Raw genomic sequence first — 18398 nt, 5'->3', positions numbered from 1 at the left:
GGACGGGCTGAATGGGTTCCGGACGTGCTGAAGGGGACCCCGGGCCGGCTGAAGCGCGGCGGGAATGTGCTGTGGCGGGTTTCCGCCAGTGTTCGTCAACAGCCCTGTCACACGCGGCCCTTCACACTCCTGGCATGAGCAGATCACCCATGGGGCGCAGCGTACGACTGGTGGTGTCGGCGGGGCTCGCGTTCGCCCTGCTCCCGGCCGGGCACGGGGTCGCCCGTACCGGTGGCGGCGAGGCCCGCCCCGTACGGGCCGACGCCCACACCGTCACCCTCGTGACCGGCGACCGCGTCACCGTGACCCGGCTGGGCGGCGGCAAGCAGACCGTGACCGTGCGGCGGCCCGACGGGGCCAGTGGGGCGGTCAGGAGTCAGGTCTCGGGCGGGCACGTCACCGTCGTGCCGGACGAGGCGCGGCCCTATCTGCGGGCCGGGGTGCTCGACCGGCGGCTCTTCGACGTCACCGAGTTGATACGGCAGGGGCTCGGAGGGCCGGGTGAAGCGCTTCCGCTCGTCGTGACGTACGCGAAACGCCTACGCGATGCCGCGGCGCCCGCAGGGGCGACCAAGGTGCGGGCGCTGCCGAGCATCGGCGCCCTCGCCGTCGAGACGAAGGCCGCCGAGGGGGAGGCCGCCGAGGGGGAGGGGGGCTTCTGGCGCTCCCTCGCGAGGGAGACGGGTGCCAACTCCTCGTATGACGCTGGGAGTTCGCGGTTCTCCGGTGGGGTGCAGAAGGTCTGGCTCGACGGGCGCGTGCGGGCCGACATGGAGCAGAGCAACGCGCAGATCGGCAGTCCGAAGGCGTGGCAGGCCGGGCTCACCGGCAAGGGGGTGAAGGTCGCCGTGCTCGACACCGGTGTCGACGTCTCGCATCCCGACCTCAAGGACCGGGTGGGCGAGACGAAGAGCTTCGTCCCGGGGCAGGACGTCGCCGACCGGCACGGTCACGGCACCCATGTCACCTCCACGGTCGGCGGCAGCGGTGCCGCGTCGGACGGGAAGGAGAAGGGCGTCGCGCCCGGTGCGACGCTCGCCGTCGGCAAGGTGCTCGACGACTCCGGCAACGGGTCCGAGTCGGAGATCATCGCCGGGATGGAGTGGGCCGCCGAGGACGTGCGCGCCAAGGTCGTGTCCATGAGCCTCGGTTCACGGGAGCCGAGCGACGGCACCGATCCGATGGCCGCCGCCGTGAACAGCCTGTCCAAGGAGACCGGCGCGCTCTTCGTCGTCGCGGCGGGCAACAGCGGCGCCCCCTCCTCCATCGGCTCGCCCGGCGCCGCCGACGCCGCCCTGACCGTGGGCGCGGTCGACGCGGGCGACCGCGCGGCCGACTTCAGCAGCCAGGGCCCCCGCATCGGCGACCAGGCGCTCAAGCCCGACCTGTCCGCGCCCGGCGTCGACATCCTCGCCGCCCGTTCCCAACTGGCCGGCGGCGAGGGCTACTACACCTCCATGAGCGGTACGTCGATGGCCACTCCGCATATCGCGGGCGCCGCCGCGCTGCTCGCCGAGCGGCACCCCGACTGGTCGGGCGCCCGGCTCAAGGACGCCCTCATGTCCAGCTCCACGCAACTCGACGCGTCCGCCTATGCGTTGGGTGCGGGGCGGGTCAGTGCCGGGGATGCCGTCGATGCCCGGGTCACCGCCACGGGCAGCCTCGACCTCGGCTTCCACCGGTGGCCGTACGGCGGCAATCGCCCGGTCCGGCGGACTCTTGCCTACGCCAACTCGAGCGCTGTCGACGTCGAGTTGAGCCTTGCCGTCGAGGGGGGAGGCGAGGGGGTGGCCGAACTCGCCGACCGTACCCTCACCGTGCCCGCCCACGGCACCGCGACGACCACCGTGACCGGTGACGGGGCCAAGGCCGCCGTCGGGGGCAACAGCGGTCGCATCGTCGCCACCTCCGGTGGCAAGGAAGTCGCGCACACCGCCTTCGGGCTGGTCAAGGAGGACGAGCGGTACACGCTCACGGTCCACGTCAAGGACCGTGCGGGTGCCGCGACCGCCGCCGACCTCGTGGTGCAGCAACTCGCCGACGGCACCGAGCCGTTCCCGGTCTCCGCCGGTGACTCCGGCACGGTCGAGCTGCGCCTGAAGCCGGGCACGTACGCGCTGAGCTCCTTCCTGGACGTGCGCGGCGCGGGCGGCAAGGACTCGCTGGGCCTCGGCTTCCTCGCGGCGCCCGAGATCACGTTGGACCGGGATCGTGACGTCACCCTGGACGGAAGGAAGTTGAGGAGGGTCGCTGCCGACGTGGGGCGGCGTACCGAGACGCGGCAGCTGGTCATGGAGTACGACCGTGCGGCGAACGGGGCGGACCTCCAGGGTGCGGTGCAGGTTCCCCTCACCTACGACAGCGTCTTCGCGGCGCCCACCCGGAAGGTGACCCGGGGCAGCTTCGAGTACCGCACGGTGTGGCGGCTCGGACAGCCCCAACTCGCCGTGCGGGGGCTGGAGGAGGCGGTGCCGCAGCCCGGCGGCACGCTGACGGCCGGCCGCACGAAGCTGTCCCTCGTGGACGCGGGCGGCGGCGCCCCCGCCGACTACGCGGGCAAGGACGTGCGGGGGAAGGCGGTGGTGGTGCGCCGGACCCAGGGCGGTGCCGCCCCGGCGGAGCTCGCGCAGGCCGCACAGGACGCGGGCGCGAAGGCGCTCTACGTGACGGACGACGTGCCGGGACGCCTCATGGCGTGGTTCGGCACGGACGACAACGCGGACCGGCCGCTGCAGATCGCGACGGTGGACGCGGCGGACGGTGCGCGCCTGATCGCCGCCGCGCGGGCCGGGCGGACGGTGGAGTCGGCCGGGACGCCGTACACGCCGTACGTGTACGACCTCGCCAAGTCGTACACCGGAGCGGTGCCGGAGCGGGACCTCGCGTACCGGCCGGGGAAGCGTGAACTGGCCGTCCTGGAGAGCGAGTTCCATGCGGCGAAGCCGGTGGCGGGCGGCGAGTTCCGGTACGCGATCAGCGACGCCTTCCCGGTCGGGCTCGGGTTCCTGGAGAAGATCGCGTACCCGGTGCGGCGGACGGAGTACGTGTCGACGGGCGGCGGCACGCGGTGGCACGAGTCCGCCCAGGCGGGCCCGACGTCCCTGGAGCAGCGCAGCGGCCTGGTGGCCTACCGGGGCGGGCGGCGCGGGAAGCTGGACTGGTTCCGGCCGGTGTGGCACCCGTGGCTCGGCACCGGGCTCGGCTGGGGCCAGACGCGCACCGGCAACGACCTGGAGTTCAACGTGCCCGGCTGGGGCGACTCGGGGCCCGACCACACCGGGTTCGGCGACGTGTGGGACGAGGGCTCCGGGATGACGCAGTTCAGCGAGGTGTACGCGGACGGGAAGCTGGTCGACCGGAGGAAGAGCTCGGGGGTGTACGCCTGGGACTCGGACCCGGCCGAGCACACCTACAAGGTCGTGACCGACACATCCCTCGCCCCGGCCGTCTGGGGGCGGGCGACGAAGGGGCACACCGAGTGGACCTTCAGGTCGAAGGAGACCCCGGCCGGGCGGAGGACGTATCTGCCGCTGCTGAACCTCGGGTTCGACGTGCCCACGGACCTCACGGGCGCGGTGCGGGGCGGCCGGACCGTCCCGGTGGGGATCTTCGCCGAGTACGTGAAGGGGGCCGTGGACACCGGCAGCATCGGGGGCGGGCGGCTTGAGGTGTCGTACGACGACGGGAAGACGTGGAGGCCGGTCGAGCTGCGGAGGGACGGGGGAAATGCCTTCTGGAAGGGGGAGTTGACGGTGCCGTCCGGTGCGTCGTCCCTGTCGCTGCGGGCCTCGGTCTCGGACGACCGGGGTGGGTCCGTGGTGCAGGAGATCGTCGGGGCGGCGGGAGTGAAGCAGGCCAAGTCGCAGGCCAAGTAGGTGGAGTGGGCGAAGTAGGCGCAGTGGGCGGCCTCCGAGGGAGGTCGCCTGGCCCCAACTTGTTCTACTACTATGCGAACAAGGGGGTTTTCATGAACCGAGTCCGAAGCCGTCTCGTCGCCGTCGCGGCGCTGCCGTTCCCGCTGGCCCTCGCGGTCGACCTGGCCTTCTTCCTGGCCTGGCGGGAGCGGCTGCCGGAGCGGATCGCCACGCACTTCAGCGGCGGGGGCGACGCCGACGGCTACTCCTCACGCGGGTCCTTCGTCGTCGTGGCCGCCGCGCTGCTGGTCGGGATGGCCGTCCTGTGGGGCGGCATCGCGGCCGCCTCGCAGCGGGACGCTCGTGGGATGAGGGCGGTGCTCGTCATCGGGTACGGCGTCGCCGGGCTCATCGGGTATCTGATGGTGGCCACGCTGCGCGCCAACCTGGACGTCGCCGCCGACGCCGGGACGGTCCGACTGCCGCTGTGGCAGCTCGCGGCGGCCGTCGGGGCGGGGGCGCTCGCGGCGGGGCTCGGCGTCCTGGCGGTGCGGAAGCTGCCCGAGTCCGCGCCGCCGCCGGGCGGGGGCGGGCCCGTTGAGAGGATCGACCTCGCGGACCAGGAGGTGGCGAGCTGGTCCCGGCGCGCGCCTTCCAGAGTGCTCGGCGCCGTGAGCGCGGCCCTGGTCGTGTTCGGGGGCGTCATGGTGTACGCCGACGGGTGGAGCGGTGCCGTGCCGCTGCTGTGCGGACTGCTCTGCCTCGTCTTCTGCGCCCCGCACGTCACCGTCGACCGGCACGGGCTGACCGTCCGGTTCACGCCGCTGCCCTGGCCGCGTGTGCGGGTGCCGCTCGCCGACGTCGAGCGGGCCGACAGCCGGGAGGTCAAGGCGCTGCCCGATTACGGGGGTTGGGGCTACCGCGTCCGCAGCGGGCGGTCCGGCGTGATCCTGCGGTCGGGGGAGGCCGTCGTCGTACGGCGCTGCGGCGGGCGGGAGTTCGCGGTCACGGTCGACGACTCGGCGACCGCGGCCGCCCTGCTGAACACTCTCGCCGGCCGAGAGGCCGTGAGGCGCTGATGCTGTTCCGGGTCGACCCCGCCGCGCCGCAGCCCCTCGGCGACCAGATCGCCGCCTCGGTGCGCCGCGCCATCGCCGAGGGCGCGGTCGCCCCCGGCGAACGGCTGCCCGCCGCCCGGCTGCTCGCGGACTCCCTCGGCGTCAACGTCCACACGGTCCTGCGCGGCTACCAGCGGCTGCGCGAGGAGGGCCTGATCGAGCTGCGCCGGGGGCGCGGCGCCGTGGTGGTGGACGGCCGGAGCTCCCGCGACCGTGCTCAACTTCTCGTACGGGTACGGGAGTTCGTCGACCAGGCGCGGGATCTCGGGCTGTCGGAGGGAGAGGTGCTGAAGCTGGTGCGGGACGGGTTCGGGGCCCGGTCGTAGTGCGTGTCCGGCGTCAGCCCGCCCGCAGCGCCCGCTTCATCACCTTGCCCATGTCGTTGCGGGGCAGCGCCGCGAGGTGGTGGACCACCCGCGGCCGCTTGTGCGGGGCGAGGCGGTGGGCCACATGGTCCGCCAACTCCTGTGCCGTGGGCGGGTGTTGCGCGTCGGCCGGGACCACCCACGCCACCACCCGCTCGCCCAGGTCCGGGTCCGGCTCGCCCGTCACCGCCGCCTCCCGCACCCCGTCGAGCTCAAGCAGCGCGTTCTCGATCTCGCCCGCCCCGATCTTGTAACCGCCGCTCTTGATCAGGTCGGTGGCCTTCCGCCCCACGATCCGGACGTACCCGTCCGGGTCCCGCAGCGCCACGTCCCCCGTACGGAACCAGCCCCCCGGCGCGAACGCCGCCGCCGTCGCGTCCGGGCGCCCCAGGTACTCCGTGAAGAGGTTCGGGCCCCGCACCTGGATCTCGCCGACCGCCTCGGGGTCGCCGGGCGGGAGCTCCTCGCCCGCCTCGTCCACGAGGCGCAGCTCGACGCCGGGCAGCGGCACGCCCACCGTGCCCGCGCGGGGCTCCCCGTCGGCGCGCACACTCGTGTTCATGAGGGTCTCCGTCATGCCGTAGCGCTCGATGACCCGGCGGCCCGTCGCCGCCGCGATCCGCTCGTGGTCGTGCACCGGGAGCGCCGCCGAGCCCGAGACGAGGAGGCGGGCGGAGGCCAGGGCCTTGCTCAACTCCGGGTCGTCCGGGAGCGCTTCGGCGATGCGGTGGTACATCGTCGGGACCCCGAACAGCATCGTGGCCCCCGCACTCAGCTCCCTGGCCACCCCGTCCGTGCTGAACCTGCCGAGGTGACGCACCGAGCCGCCGCGCCGCAGCGGGCCGAGGACGCCGAGGATCAGACCGTGGACGTGGAAGAGGGGGAGGCCGTGCACCAGGACGTCGTCGGCGGTCCACTGCCAGGCGTCCGCGAGCGCGTCCAGCGTCGTGGCGAGCGCGCGGCGGGGCAGGACGGCGCCCTTGGGCGGGCCCGTCGTGCCGGACGTGTAGACGATCAGGGCGGGGGACTCAGGGTCGAGGGGCGTCTCCGTGCGTACGGTGTCGTGGCGTCCGGCCCCTGGGGGCGCCGCCTCGGCCCTGACCTCGATCTGTTCCAATGCCCGCAATTCTGGCGGGAGTTGAGCCCCCGGCCCCGCCAGTACCGCCGCCGGCTCACTGTCCGCCACGATGTGCGCCAGCTCCCCGCCCCCCGACTTCGGGTTGAGCGGCACCGCGGGCACCCCGGCGAGGAGCGCCGCCACCACCGCGACGGCCGTCTCCAGCGTCGGCGTCGCCCACACCGCGACGCGGCCCGCGCCCTCCAGGCGTCCCGCCAACGTGCGTGCCGTGTCCGCCAGTTGCGCGTACGAGAGGGAGCGCTCACCGAAGCGGAGTGCGGGGCGGCCGGTGGTGCGCCCGGCAGACAGGGGCGGGAACAGCGGGCCGGAGGGTGCGGTCACGTGGGTGCTCTCCTTCGTGTGCTCAGTCCGTGCACAGGGGCGTAATCAGAGCTTTACGCCCCTGAAGATGCGGTGTCACAGAGATCGTTGAGGCTGATGTGGCCGATTGGCCCGGGATTTCGGGTTGGTCGGTGGTCCTCCCCCACAATCCGAACAGGATGGGACCACACACATATGGTCACTGCAATACCGCCGCGCCCGGGCCCCCGTCAGGCCCCGGGCGCCGTCGCTCATGTGCTCGCCGTCGGCCCGCCCGGGCCCAGCCGGGAGCAGCTCACCCTCAATCTGAAGTCGACCGGGTACGAGGTCACCCACGCCGCGCCCGGCGAGGTGCACCGGCACGTCCGGCAGGCGCCCCCGGACGCGATCGTCGCCCTCGACGGCGGCACCAAAGGCTCCGGCGGGATCGAGCTCGTCCGGGAGGTCCGGGGCGATCCGGCCGGGCAGGCGCTGCCGCTCGTCATGGTCACCGAGGACCGCGCCCCGGACCCGGAGGCCGTCGCCGACCTGCTGCGGCACGGGGCCGACGACTGTCTCCCGGAGACCTCCGCGCCCGTCGAACTGTCCGCCCGCATCGCCGCCAAGCTGCACCGGGTGCCGATCCCCGTAGAGCATCTGATGCGGGACCCGCGGACCGGGCTCTACTCCGCCCCGCACTTCATGGACGAGCTCGACCGCGAGCTGCGCAGGCCCGCCGCCGCCCGCCTCGGCGGGATCCTCGCCGTCGTCGGCGTCGCCGAGATGAGCGCCCTGGAGGCGCGGCTCGGTCCGCGGGTGCGGCGCGAGGTCGCCGAGCGGCTCGCGGGCGTCGCGCAGGGGGTCTCCCCGGCCGCAGCGGGATCGAGAGCCCGGGGAGGGATGGGGAGCGCGGCCGCCGGCCTGCTCGGCTGGGACGAGAAGGGGCAGCTGCTCGTGCTGATGCCGGGCGTCGACGAGGACGCGGCCGTCGTCGCGCTGCGGGAGTTCGCGCACTCCGTCGCCGGGACCCGGTTCGTCGTCGCCGACGAGAACGTCCGGCTCACCCCGGTCGTCGGCTGGACCCCGCTCGCCGGCTGCCCGGACCACGAGCGGGCCGCCGAGTACGCGCGGGACGCCGTCGCGGAGGCCGTGCGCCACCGCGATCTGCGGCCCGTGCGGTACGAGCCGTGGATGCGCACCAGCACCCCGCACCGGCACCGCGCGGGCGCCCGCTTCGGCCTGCGCCCGCTGCTGCGTCCGCTGCTCTGTGCGCTCACGCCGCTGCTGCCGCTCGTCCTCGGCGTCGGGCTGCCGTTCCTGCTGTACCAACAGGCGTACGCCATGGGCTGGGACGCCGCCTCGGTGGCGTACTGGGTGGTGGTCGCGGGGCTCGTCCTGTCGGCGCTGCTCATCGTCCTGGAGTGCCTGTTCTCGCTCGACGCCGAGCCGCGCCCGGACGGGCCCGCGCAGCCGTACCCGGCGGCGAGCGCCGTCATCGCGGCGTACCTGCCGAACGAGGCCGCGACGATCGTCGACACCGTCGAGTCGTTCCTGCGCCTCGACTACCCGAACGAGCTGGAGATCGTCCTCGCGTACAACACCCCGCACCCGCTGCCGGTCGAGGACACGCTGCGCCGGATCGCGGAGCGGGACCGGCGGCTCGTGCTGCTGCCCGTCGCCGGGTCGACCTCCAAGGCGCAGAACATCAACGCGGCCGTCACGCGCGTGCGCGGCGAGTTCGTCGGGATCTTCGACGCCGACCACCACCCCGCCCCGGACGCCTTCCGGCGCGCCTGGGACTGGCTGTCGAACGGCTACGACGTCGTGCAGGGCCACTGCGTGATCCGCAACGGCGAGAGCTCCTGGGTCGCGAAGCTCGTCGGCGTCGAGTTCGAGGCGATCTACGCGGTCAGTCACCCCGGGCGCACCCGGATGTACGGCTTCGGGGTGTTCGGCGGCTCCAACGGCTTCTGGCGCACCGATCTGCTCGCGCGCACCCGGATGCACGGCTCGATGCTCACCGAGGACATCGACTCGACCATGCGCGCCCTGAACGAGGGCGCCCGCATCGCCATGGACCGCACGCTCATCTCCAGGGAGTTGGCGCCCACGACGCTGCGGCCGCTGTGGAACCAGCGCTCCCGCTGGGCGCAGGGCTGGCTTCAGGTCTCGCTCAAGTACCTGTGGCAGGGCCTGCGTTCACCGTCCTTCACACGGCGGCAGAAGGCGGGCCTCTTCGTGCTGCTCGGCTGGCGCGAGGTGCAGCCGTGGCTGACCCTGCAGATCCTGCCGGTGCTGCTGCACGCCGCCTGGCGGGCGGGCGGCGCCGACCGGCTCGACTGGGCGGTGCCCGTCTGCCTGATCGCGTTCGCGGTCACGCTCTCCGCGGGGCTCGTGCAGGCGGCCTTCGCCTGGCGGCTCGCGGTGCCCGAACTGCGCCGCCGCAAGAGCTGGTTCTGGCGCTACCTCGTCGTCACGACCGTCTTCTACACCCACTTCAAGAACATGGTGGCCCGCCAGTCCCACCTCAAGGAGGCGCTGGGCGACCGGAAGTGGCGGGTCACACCGCGCACGGAGACGGCCGCCGCGGCGACGGCACGGGCGGAGGCTTCATGACCGCGCTGACGGCCACCACGGCCAGGCCCGAGGTCCGCACGGCCGCCACGGCCACCAAGGCCGCCACCACCCCGGCCCCGGGGCGGCGCGCCCTCGAACTCCAGGGCTTCCGCGGGATCGCCGCGCTCAGCACGGTGATCTTCCACGTGTGGCAGCAGTACCACACGTACGACGCGGACGGCTCGCACCCGCCGGTGGACAGCCCCTACCTGGGGGCGCTGCTCTCCCTGGAGGTCATCGACCTCTTCTTCGTCATGTCGGCGTACCTGCTCACCCTGTCGTACGCGCGGGCGGCCATCGACGGCGACGACCGTTCGGTGCGGACCGCCCGAGTGTTCCTCTTCCGGCGTGCCGTCCGCATCCTGCCGCTGTACTTCCTGGCGGTCCTCGTGGTGTGGGCGACGCGCAACCCGACGCTGCCGGGGGACTGGCGGGACCTGGTCGAGCACCTCACCTTCACCCATGTCTTCGACCGGGAGCGGATCTTCTACACGCTCGGCCCGACGTGGTCGCTCGCCCTCGAAGTCGCCTTCTATCTGGTGCTGGTCGCGCTCGGCCCGCCGGCCGTGCGGGCGTGCCGGAAGCTGCCCACGAGGCGGGCGCGGGCCGCCCTGTGCGGCGCGGGGTGCGCGGCGCTGTTCGCGGCGCCGGTCGCCTGGATCGGCTGCGCGCACTACCTCGCCGGGGTTCCGTACACCGACTGGCCGGTGTACTTCGGGCCGCAGGCCCGCTTCGGCGGCTTCGCGGCCGGGATGGGCCTCGCGGTGCTCCTGGTGGCGCTCGGCGACCGGGGGCGGCTCACCGCGCGCGGGGCGGCGCCCCTGGCGCTCGGCGCGGCGGCGGGCCTGTACGTGCTCTCGTACACGTCCGCGCCGGAGAACTTCGGGCAGACCTTCTACCACCCGATCGCGGCCGTTCTGTGGAGCGTGCTCCTGTACGCCACGCTGCATCTGCGGACCGGCCAACAGCCGCGCTGGCACGGCCTGTTGAGGTCCCGCTCGCTGACGGCCGTCGGCCTGATCAGCTACAGCCTCTACATCTGGCACGAGCCGGTGATGCTCCAGCTCGACCGGTCGGGTCTGCTCCCGTCCGGCCGGACGGGCTTTCCCGTCGCGCTCCTCGCCGTACTCCTGGTGGCGCTGGTGGCGGGGACGGCGAGCTACTGGCTGATCGAGTACCCGGCGAGCCTGCTGGGCAGGGCCAGGGACGGCAAGGGGGCGGCACGGGACTTCTACCCCCGCGCGTGAGCCCGGTGCGCCCGTTGCACGCGGCGGCGCCGCCTCCCCTGGGACGGGGGAGACGGCGCCGCGCTGTCGTGCGGTCCTGCGGGTGACGTCAGACCAGCCAGCCGACGAAGTGGGCGAGACCGGCGAGGACGTCAGTGATGAGGTTCATGGTGGTGCTTCTCCTTGGGACATGCTTGGGACATACGGGACTTGATGGAACGTCAACTACGGTCTGCAGCCCGTTGGTTGCGCCCCGTAAGCATCGTCAATCACAGGGGCCGCACGCAAACTCTGGGGCGACGACCACCTGTTCCGGGGAACAACTGCTCCCCTGTTCGCATGTGTGGGGTGGCGCGCCCCTGGTGGTTGCCTCAACTCCAGCGCGTCGGAAGGGTGCGAGAGGTGCGCCCAGGTGATCCCGGGCACGGGACAGGCCCCCGCGTGAGCGATCCGCGGGGGCCTGTTCCGCTGGGGAGGGGAAGGGTCAGAGAAGGTGGATGCCCCCCAGCAGGTTCAGGCCCAGGTCGATGTCCGCGTTGAGGCCGAGGTCCACGTCGATGCCCGCGTCGATCGCGGCGTTCAGGTCGACGTCGAGGTCCGCGGCCAGCGCGGCGTCGAGGTTCAGGCCGACGTCGACCGAGCCGGTGGTGAGGACGGCGCCCTCGACCAGCACGTCGACGCCGAGCGCCGCGTTCAGCCGCGCCGCCGCGGCCGCGTTCAGCACGATGTTGTTGTCGGCGCTGAGGCCGATGTCGAGGTGGAGGAGGTGCTCGCCCTCCTTGGAGTACGCGTGCAGGGAGCTGGTGTCGATGGTGCCGAGCACCATCACCGTGCCGTTGACCGACCCGCGTACGTTGCCGGTGGCGAGGTCGATGCTGACGTTGGAGATGGTGGCGGCCTTGGCGCCCGCGTTCAGGGAGATCTTGCCGGTGAGGTTCACCGTGCCGCCGACGATGCGGTGGTCGGCGGTGACGATCCGGCCGCCGCCGATCTTCAGGCCGACGTTGCCCTGGATGCCCAGGTCCGCGTTGAGGCCGAGCGAGACGGTGCTGTTCGCCGCGACGATCGGGGTGTCGTCACCCGGGGCGGCGACGGCTGCGGCGGGCGCCGTGACCGGCGCCTTCGGGGCGGCCGGGGCGGCGTGTGCGGCGGCGGGCAGGGCCACCGTCGAGGCGAGCGCGGCGGCCACGACGAAGGCGGCGGCCCGGGCGGAGAGGAGGGTGCGGGACATGGGTACGGGATCCTTTCGGCAGGGGACTGTGGAATTGATCGCTTAATCGCACAGTTCCGCCCGGCCGTGGACTTGCCCCGGCTCTCCTGCCTCTTCCACCCATACGGCCCCGTGCCGCGACCGGCGGCCGCGGGCCCGCGACGGGGTGTGTGAACGGACCCGCGACGGGGTCCGCAAAGGGCCCGGCTCAGCCCCCGGCGGCCGCCTTGAAGGACCCGCCGGCCTTGTCGAAGTGGCGCTTGCCCGTCGCCTGCTGCCCCGTCGGCGCGGACACCCACAGGTCGTACATCTTTCCGCCCTCGTCCCAGCTCAGGTCCCACGTGGTGCGCGGGCCGCCGTCCGTCGAGCTGCCGTCCCACGTGAACACCCAGAGCGCCGCCGGGTGTCCGTTGTGGGTGGTCTTCGTGACCGAGGCGGCGCGATAGCCCGGATAGTCGGAGGGGCCGTCCTTGTGGGCCTGGCGCATCACCTCGTACGGGCCCGCGGGGTCCTGTTCCTGCGGGTGGACGCCGATGCGGAACTCCTTGCCCGGCGAGTAGTAGTAGACGCGCGGGCCCTCGGGGGTACGGGTGAACCCGGTCGGCGCGCTGAAGGAGAAGCCCGTCGGGTCCGTGACCGTGTGATAACCCGTGCCCGACGGCGTGGTCGGCTTGGGCGACCCGGCGGAGGCCGGGGACTCCGCGGGCTTCGGGGCCCGGGTGGGGACCTTGGGCCCGTCGTCCTTCTTGCGGCCGGGCCCGCTGGTGTCGGGCTTCGGCGCCGAGGTCTTCCTGTCCTTCTTCTTGTCCTTCTGCTTCTTGCTGGGGTGCGGCGTCGGCACGTCCTTCTCGCGCACCTCCTCGGCCGCTCCGCCCGAACCGGCCGACTGCGCCGAGGAGTTGGTGTCGTCCCGGGTCATCGCCCACACCCCGGCGCCGACCCCGCCCGCCGCGAGCGCGGCGACGGTGACACCGATGACGAGGGCGCGGCGGCCGCGTCGCCCGCGCCGGTTCGCGGCCCGGGCGGAGGCGTGCACCACGGGCTCACCCGGGTCGCCGGGGGTGCCTGGACGGCCCGGGCCGTTCTCCTGGCGGAGGGTGGCGGCGGGCGGAGGAGGCGGCGGGGCGGCGTGGCTGTGCGGGGCGGCGTGGGTGTGCGGGACGGTGGCGGCTTCACCGTGGGCCGACCGCCCCCCGCCCGCTCCGGGATACCCGTTCGGGTTTCCGCCCCCGCTCAGCGCCGACTGCAGCGCCCGCTCCGCCTCCGCCGTGTCGAACCTGCGCTCCGCGTCCCGCTCCAGCAGTCCCCGTACGACGGGAAGCAGCGCCCCCGCCGACTCCGGCAGCCGCACCTCGTCGACCACGACGGCGTGCAGCACCCCCGCCACCGAGTCGCGGTGGAACGGCGACTCGCCCTCGACGGCCGCGCACAACAGCACGCCGAGCGACCACAGATCGGACTCGGGGCCGGTGCGCCGCCCCGACATCCGCTCCGGCGCCGTGTATTCGGGGGAGCCCACGAACGACCCGGTCGCGGTGAGCGTCGTCTGCCCGTCGAGCTGGGCGATGCCGAAGTCGGAGAGGACGACGCGGTCGCTGCCCGACTCCAGCAGGACGTTCGCGGGCTTGAGGTCGCGGTGCAGCACCCCGGCGGAGTGTGCGGCGCGCAGGGCGGCGAGCAGGTCGAGGCCGATGCGGGCGGCCTCGGCGGGCGGCAGCGGGCCCTCGGCGGTGATCCGGTCGGCCAGCGAACGGCCGTTGATCAGCTCCATCACCAGCCAGGGCTGCCCGTCGTGCTGCACCACGTCGTGCAGGACCAGGATGCCGGGGTGCCGGATCTGCGCCACGGTGCGGGCCTCGCGCAGCACGCGCTCGCGCTGCACCTGGGCGTCGACGGCCGAGAGCCCGTCGTCGACGTGCAGCTCCTTGACCGCGACGGCGCGGCCGAGCAGCTCGTCCTGGGCACGCCAGACCGTGCCCATGCCGCCTCTCCCCAGCCGTGCTGTGATGCGGTAGCGGCCCGCTATGAGATCCCCGTGGCTTGCCATGGGCGGCATCATAGGCGCGGTGAGGTCATGGCCATGAATCCGTGTGCCCATGTGAACTGACCCTGAATGTGCGGTAGTTGAGCGTTTCTGGATCGCCTCAACATCCTCACGTGTCACATCTTGCGCAGGGAGAGGCGAGGGTTTTGTCGGTACGGGATCGAGGTCGGGGCCGAGATCGGGGTCGGGATCGGGGTGGGGATCGGCGGCCTCGGGTTGCTCTGGTCACCATGCGGCCCACCGAGGGGTACAGCGTGGACCCCGATCTGGCGGGGCTGCTCGCGGCGGTGGGGGAGGCGGGGGCGGAGGTGGACGCGCCGTACTGGGACGACCCCGGTGTCGACTGGTCCGCGTACGACCTCGTGGTCATCCGCTCCACCTGGGACTACTGCGAGCGGCCCGAGGAGTTCGTGGCGTGGGCGGAGCGGTGCGGGGAGGCGACCCGGCTCGCCAATCCGGTGGAGGTGGTGCGGTGGAACGCCGACAAGCGGTACTTGGGGGAGTTGGCGGAGGGTGGGGTTCCTACGGTTCCTACGTGGTTTGTGGGGCTGGGGGAGGGGGCGGTGGGCCCGGTGGGGGAGGGGTTCGAGGGGCTCGAGGAGTTCAAGGAGTTCGTGGTCAAGCCCACGTCGGGCAACGGGGCGCGGTACGCGGCGCGTTACGGGGCCGGGGACGGTGACGCTGCCCGGCGGCATGTCGCGCGGCTGCACGCCGAGGGGCTCACCGCGATGGTGCAGCCCTACGTCCGGGCGGTCGATGTGACGGGGGAGCGGGCCCTCGTCTTCTTCGGGGGGCGGTTTCTGCACGCGGTGCGGAAGGGGGCGGTGCTGGCTCCCGGGGTGGCGTACGACGCGGCGAAGGTCGCGCATCCCGGGCGGCGGGCGTGGGTGCCTTCGGCGGGTGAACTCGCCCTTGCCGAGCGGGCGTTGGGGGCGGTTCCGGGGGGTGAGGGGTTGTTGTACGCGCGGGTTGATGTGGTGGACGGGGAGGGTGGGCTGTGTGTGATGGAGGTGGAGCTGGTTGAGCCGAACTTGTTCCTGAGTGTGTGCCCGGGGGCGTTTCGGGTGGTGGGGGAGGGGGTTGTGGGGGTGGCCCTGCGGGGCTCCTTTCGCCAGTCCCGCCCCTTCCCGAATCCGCTGACGCGGCTCGTCCTCAAGCGCCGGACCGGCTAGGGATAGCCCGTCCGGCGATTGAGGACGAGGCCGTTCAGGCCGATAGGGGGGAAAGGAACCGCCGGAGGCAACACCGGCCGTGCACGGCTCTGTTCATCCCACCCCCCAAGCCTCACCCTTCTCCCTATGTCCCCCACATCCCGGCGCCTCGCCCGCGCCACCACCCTCGCGGCCTGCCTCCTCCTCGGCGCCGCCACCACGGCCACCGCCCAGCCGAAGGCCCCCGAAGCCGCCGCGCACACCCCCGTCATCTTCGTCCACGGCTACAACGCCGACCCCGGCGTCTGGGGCTCGCTGCGCGACGACTTCAAGGCCGACGGGTACACCGACGACGAGCTGTACTCCTGGGGTTACGACACCAGCCAGTCCGTGAACGAGACGCTGTCCGGGCGGTTCGCCGACTATGTCGACGAGGTGCGCGCCAAGACCGGCGCCACCAAGGTCGACGTCGTCGCCCACTCCTTCGGGAGCCTCGTCACCCGCTGGTACGTCAAGTACGACGGCGGCACCGGCACCGTCGCCCACTGGGCCTCGCTCGCCGGGCCCAACCACGGCACCAGCACGGCGTGGGCCTGCGCCGCCTGGTCGCAGGCGTGCCGGGACATGACGCCCGGCTCGTACGTCCAGGACGGGCTCGCCGAGGGCGACGAGACGCCCGGCGGCGTGGCGTACGCGACCTGGTGGTCCAACTGCGACGAGGTCATCAACCCGGACGACAGCGTCCCGCTGGACGGCGCCGCCAACAACGCCGCGGGCTGCCTCAAGCACAACGACCTGCTGGGCGACGACGGAGTGTCCCAGGGCGTACGCACCTTCCTGCGCGGCTAGTCGCGCAACGCGACCCGTTGCAGCAGTCCCCAGGTGAACTCCGCGACGCACGAGCGGACTTGACCGTCCTCGTCCGTCCCCGAGAAGGCCAGCCCCCACCGCGTGGGAGCCGTGCCCTCCATGGGGCGGGCGGGGGCGAACGCGCGGGCCACCTCGTCCACCGTGCACGACCAGGGCGCGAGGTCGGCCAGGGTGCGCAGGGCGGGAGGCGGGGCGCCCGGCGCCCGTACCAGCCACTCGTTCCACACCGCCCCGTTCGGCGCCAGGAGGATCTCGAAGCGCAGGTCCGGCCAGAGCGGCACCGGCCACAGCAGCGCCTCGCAGGACAGATCGCCGACCTGGCGGCGCACCGTGTCGGACGGGGGGCCGAGGACCGAGCGGTAGCGGGATGCCGCGCCGCGGGCTTTCGGAGAGCGGGTCATCGCCTGCCAGCGGGCGTTCGCCTCTCTCATCTCCGTGATGGACACGCCCAGTTGGTGGCGGGCGGCCTCGACCAGGTCCGGGTTGTGGTCGGCCATGCGGCGCAGCAGGACCAGCTGGAAGGAGAGCGGCGTGAAGGGGGTCGACTTCGCGGGGTCGGGGCGGGAACCAGGGCTAGCGGGCATGGGCTCCATGGTTGCGCACCGCGCGCTCGCCGGGTCTGCGGCCGTGCGGCAGGAACAGCACCGAGTTGACGTACCGCGGATGGCGGGGGGTCAGGACGCGGCGCAGCAGGCCCTGGGTGACCACGTGCGACGTGTCCGACTGGTGTGCTTCCAGGTCGAACGCGGTGAGGGGGAGCCAGGTGTCGTGGGGCAGGACCCAGCCCTCGTAGCCGTGGTGGCCGGTGAGGTGCTCGACGATCGGGGCGATGGGCTGGATACGGGACTCCAGCTCCACGAAGAGCGCCGGGCGGTCCCGGGAGAGGATGCCCTCCGCGCCGTGCAGGACGGGGAGTTCGTTGCCGTCCACGTCGATCTTGATGAAGTCGACGTCGCGCAGGCCGAGTCCGTCGAGGGTGAGGCAGGGGACGTCGAGGGCCGCTCCGTGGATGTCGCGGCGGATCAGGGAGGAGACGCCGCGGTCGCCGCGGTCTCCCGTGGGCAGCCACAGGCGGGCCGTGCCCGGGTGGTCGGTGGCCGCCGCCTGGATGACGCGGACGTTGCGGGGTGTGCTGTCCGCGAGGAGGCGGGCGAGGTGCGGCACCGGTTCGACCGTCACCACGCGGTGCGCGCGTGCGGCGAGGCGGCGCGACCAGGGGCCGTACCAGCCGCCGACGTCCACCGCCGTGGCGCAGCCGGGCGGGCACAGGTCGGCGAGGCGGGCCAGCTCCGGTTCGAAGCGCGGGTAGACGAGGCGGGCGAGCGAGGCGACGATCCGGGCCGGGAGGTGCGGGGCGAGGCGGGCGGCGAGGGTCTTGTGGGGGCTCGGGTCACTTGCCGTCATGGGGAGATCCGCTTCACGAGCTGCTCGTGTTCCTCCTCGGGGACCTGTTCACCCGAGGAGGGAAGCAGCTGCGGTATGCCGTCGACGATCGGGTAACGGCGGTGCAGGCGCGGGTTGTAGAGGACGTCCTCGGGGGTGAGGAGGTGCAGCGGGCCCTTGTCGAGGGGGCACGCCAGGATCTTCAGCAGCGGGTCGTCGGGGTTCATCCGGACGTCAACTCCTTCGGAGTCGTGGGGGGTTGGGGGGTGGCGGGTGGTGCGTCGTGCTTGGGCATGGCCAGGAGCACCGACACCGCCAGTGCCGTGCCGCCGATGCGCAGGGCCAGCCGGACCGGTTCGTGCGGCAGTGCCTCGCCGAAGGCCAGCGTCCCCAGGACCGCCGTGAACAGCGACGTGACCGTCGTGCACACCGGCACGATCAGGGACGCCCGGCACCGCTGCAGCGCGGCCTGCGACATGACGAGGCCGAACGCGCCGGTGAACAGGAGGAGATAGGGGTACGGGGAGCGGAAGAGCTGGCCGACCGCCGAGCCCAGGTCGTCCGTCGTCAGATAGCTGGAGACGCCCTTGATGGCGAGGGAGCTGACCCCGTACAGCAGGCCCACCGCCACGCCGTACTCGACGCCCGTCGTGGGCAGCCGGTGCCGGTGCCGGGAGCGCCGCTCCGCGTTGCCGTACAGCCAGACGCCCGCCGCGAGCGACGGCAGGCACACGGTGAGGACCAGCGGCACGGGCGCGCTGTGGCTCACCGTGTCCGAGCCCTCCTTGAGGGAGAGGACCACCATCAGCAGCGCCACCAGGATCGCCGCCACCGCGTACCGCTCGCGCCCCGACGTGCGCTCCCCGAGCAGCACCGAGGACAGCAGCAGGAGCAGCACCAGACCGGAGACGAAGATGCCCTGTGCCGCGGCGATCGGCAGCGTCCGGTAGACGGCGAGCTGCGCGCCGAAGCCCGCCGCGAGCGCCAGCGAGCCGCCGATCCACAGCGGGCTGCCGAGGACGTTGCGCAGCAGCCGCGCCGGGTTGCGCACGCTGACCGACGGCATCGCGGTCAGGGCCCGCTTCTCCAGGACGAAGCCGGTGCTGTAGAGGAGGTTGGCGAGGAGCGCGGCGGCCACACCCAC

At 73.1% G+C, this 18398-nt stretch carries 14 protein-coding genes; 7 read left to right on the top strand and 7 right to left on the bottom strand.

The genetic code is table 11. The annotated features are described in order from the left end of the window. Positions 1 to 134: 134 nt before the first annotated feature. The 3 genes from ACFWYM_RS06875 to ACFWYM_RS06865 all read left to right on the top strand — a co-directional run bounded on the left by ACFWYM_RS06875 (position 135) and on the right by ACFWYM_RS06865 (position 5298). Positions 135 to 3875 (top strand): S8 family serine peptidase, encoded by a 3741-nt coding sequence (locus tag ACFWYM_RS06875; protein ID WP_384831096.1) that lies wholly within the window; start codon positions 135 to 137, stop codon positions 3873 to 3875. A 92-nt stretch (positions 3876 to 3967) separates the two neighbouring features. After that, a complete protein-coding gene (locus tag ACFWYM_RS06870) occupies positions 3968 to 4933 on the top strand; it encodes a DUF1648 domain-containing protein (RefSeq protein WP_384831093.1) in 966 nt (321 codons plus the stop codon). After that, complete coding sequence (locus ACFWYM_RS06865) at positions 4933 to 5298, top strand: GntR family transcriptional regulator (RefSeq protein ID WP_384831090.1); 366 nt, start codon at positions 4933 to 4935, stop codon at positions 5296 to 5298. The genes ACFWYM_RS06870 and ACFWYM_RS06865 overlap by 1 nt, the downstream gene beginning before the upstream one ends. A gap of 13 nt (positions 5299 to 5311) precedes the next feature. On the opposite strand, the gene ACFWYM_RS06860 is transcribed toward ACFWYM_RS06865, so the two are convergent. Further along, positions 5312 to 6796, bottom strand: coding sequence for an acyl-CoA synthetase (locus ACFWYM_RS06860; protein WP_384831088.1), 1485 nt, complete (start codon positions 6794 to 6796; stop codon positions 5312 to 5314). 174 nt (positions 6797 to 6970) lie between these two features. On the opposite strand from ACFWYM_RS06860, the gene ACFWYM_RS06855 reads away from it, so the two are divergent. Both ACFWYM_RS06855 and ACFWYM_RS06850 read left to right on the top strand, forming a co-directional pair. Next, positions 6971 to 9370 carry a glycosyltransferase gene (locus ACFWYM_RS06855; protein ID WP_384831085.1) on the top strand — a complete coding sequence of 800 codons (2400 nt, stop codon included), beginning with the start codon at positions 6971 to 6973 and terminating at the stop codon, positions 9368 to 9370. Next, a complete protein-coding gene (locus ACFWYM_RS06850) occupies positions 9367 to 10617 on the top strand; it encodes an acyltransferase family protein (protein ID WP_384831082.1) in 1251 nt (416 codons plus the stop codon). Before ACFWYM_RS06855 ends, ACFWYM_RS06850 begins: the two co-directional genes overlap by 4 nt. A gap of 463 nt (positions 10618 to 11080) precedes the next feature. Here ACFWYM_RS06850 and ACFWYM_RS06845 read toward each other — a convergent pair whose 3' ends face one another. Together ACFWYM_RS06845 and ACFWYM_RS06840 are read right to left on the bottom strand one after the other, a co-directional pair. Continuing rightward, complete coding sequence (locus ACFWYM_RS06845; RefSeq protein ID WP_384831079.1) at positions 11081 to 11827, bottom strand: hypothetical protein; 747 nt, start codon at positions 11825 to 11827, stop codon at positions 11081 to 11083. A gap of 187 nt (positions 11828 to 12014) precedes the next feature. After that, entirely contained in the window at positions 12015 to 13853 is a 1839-nt protein-coding gene (locus ACFWYM_RS06840) for a protein kinase (RefSeq protein WP_384831076.1), read from the bottom strand. 227 nt (positions 13854 to 14080) lie between these two features. Here ACFWYM_RS06840 and ACFWYM_RS06835 point away from each other — a divergent pair, with 227 nt between their 5' ends. Then, positions 14081 to 15022: a RimK family alpha-L-glutamate ligase gene (locus ACFWYM_RS06835; protein WP_384831073.1), complete on the top strand. Its 942-nt coding sequence runs from the start codon at positions 14081 to 14083 to the stop codon at positions 15020 to 15022. 126 nt (positions 15023 to 15148) lie between these two features. Continuing rightward, positions 15149 to 15850 (top strand): esterase/lipase family protein, encoded by a 702-nt coding sequence (locus ACFWYM_RS06830; RefSeq protein WP_384831070.1) that lies wholly within the window; start codon positions 15149 to 15151, stop codon positions 15848 to 15850. Here ACFWYM_RS06830 and ACFWYM_RS06825 read toward each other — a convergent pair. The 4 genes from ACFWYM_RS06825 to ACFWYM_RS06810 are packed head-to-tail and all read right to left on the bottom strand — an operon-like array spanning position 15847 to position 18392. Further along, positions 15847 to 16464, bottom strand: a complete 618-nt coding sequence (locus ACFWYM_RS06825) for a hypothetical protein (RefSeq protein ID WP_384831068.1) — start codon at positions 16462 to 16464, stop codon at positions 15847 to 15849. The two genes, ACFWYM_RS06830 and ACFWYM_RS06825, sit on opposite strands and share 4 nt — an antisense overlap. Next, a complete protein-coding gene (locus ACFWYM_RS06820) occupies positions 16445 to 17275 on the bottom strand; it encodes an FkbM family methyltransferase (RefSeq protein ID WP_384831065.1) in 831 nt (276 codons plus the stop codon). Before ACFWYM_RS06820 ends, ACFWYM_RS06825 begins: the two co-directional genes overlap by 20 nt. Then, a complete protein-coding gene (locus ACFWYM_RS06815) occupies positions 17272 to 17481 on the bottom strand; it encodes a Trm112 family protein (protein WP_384831062.1) in 210 nt (69 codons plus the stop codon). Before ACFWYM_RS06815 ends, ACFWYM_RS06820 begins: the two co-directional genes overlap by 4 nt. Next, the gene (locus ACFWYM_RS06810) at positions 17478 to 18392 is read right to left on the bottom strand and encodes a hypothetical protein (protein ID WP_384831485.1); all 915 of its coding nucleotides are present in this window, start codon (positions 18390 to 18392) and stop codon (positions 17478 to 17480) included. Before ACFWYM_RS06810 ends, ACFWYM_RS06815 begins: the two co-directional genes overlap by 4 nt. Positions 18393 to 18398: the final 6 nt, after the last annotated feature.

The sequence above is a fragment of the Streptomyces sp. NPDC059009 genome, from assembly GCF_042740175.1.
Classification (GTDB): domain Bacteria; phylum Actinomycetota; class Actinomycetes; order Streptomycetales; family Streptomycetaceae; genus Streptomyces.
The sequence above is the reverse complement of the archived record's forward strand: the minus strand, read 5'-3'. Positions and strand labels throughout refer to the sequence as shown.

What these genes read in the sequence shown, in the direction of transcription:
- ACFWYM_RS06875 (WP_384831096.1), top strand. Translation starts at nt 135, where the DNA reads ATGAGCAGATCACCCATGGGGCGCAGCGTACGACTGGTGGTGTCGGCG.
- ACFWYM_RS06870 (WP_384831093.1), top strand. Translation starts at nt 3,968, where the DNA reads ATGAACCGAGTCCGAAGCCGTCTCGTCGCCGTCGCGGCGCTGCCGTTC.
- ACFWYM_RS06865 (WP_384831090.1), top strand. Translation starts at nt 4,933, where the DNA reads ATGCTGTTCCGGGTCGACCCCGCCGCGCCGCAGCCCCTCGGCGACCAG.
- ACFWYM_RS06855 (WP_384831085.1), top strand. Translation starts at nt 6,971, where the DNA reads ATGGTCACTGCAATACCGCCGCGCCCGGGCCCCCGTCAGGCCCCGGGC.
- ACFWYM_RS06850 (WP_384831082.1), top strand. Translation starts at nt 9,367, where the DNA reads ATGACCGCGCTGACGGCCACCACGGCCAGGCCCGAGGTCCGCACGGCC.
- ACFWYM_RS06845 (WP_384831079.1), bottom strand. Translation starts at nt 11,827, where the DNA reads ATGTCCCGCACCCTCCTCTCCGCCCGGGCCGCCGCCTTCGTCGTGGCC.
- ACFWYM_RS06840 (WP_384831076.1), bottom strand. Translation starts at nt 13,853, where the DNA reads ATGGCAAGCCACGGGGATCTCATAGCGGGCCGCTACCGCATCACAGCA.
- ACFWYM_RS06835 (WP_384831073.1), top strand. Translation starts at nt 14,081, where the DNA reads ATGCGGCCCACCGAGGGGTACAGCGTGGACCCCGATCTGGCGGGGCTG.
- ACFWYM_RS06830 (WP_384831070.1), top strand. Translation starts at nt 15,149, where the DNA reads ATGTCCCCCACATCCCGGCGCCTCGCCCGCGCCACCACCCTCGCGGCC.
- ACFWYM_RS06825 (WP_384831068.1), bottom strand. Translation starts at nt 16,464, where the DNA reads ATGGAGCCCATGCCCGCTAGCCCTGGTTCCCGCCCCGACCCCGCGAAG.
- ACFWYM_RS06820 (WP_384831065.1), bottom strand. Translation starts at nt 17,275, where the DNA reads ATGACGGCAAGTGACCCGAGCCCCCACAAGACCCTCGCCGCCCGCCTC.
- ACFWYM_RS06815 (WP_384831062.1), bottom strand. Translation starts at nt 17,481, where the DNA reads ATGAACCCCGACGACCCGCTGCTGAAGATCCTGGCGTGCCCCCTCGAC.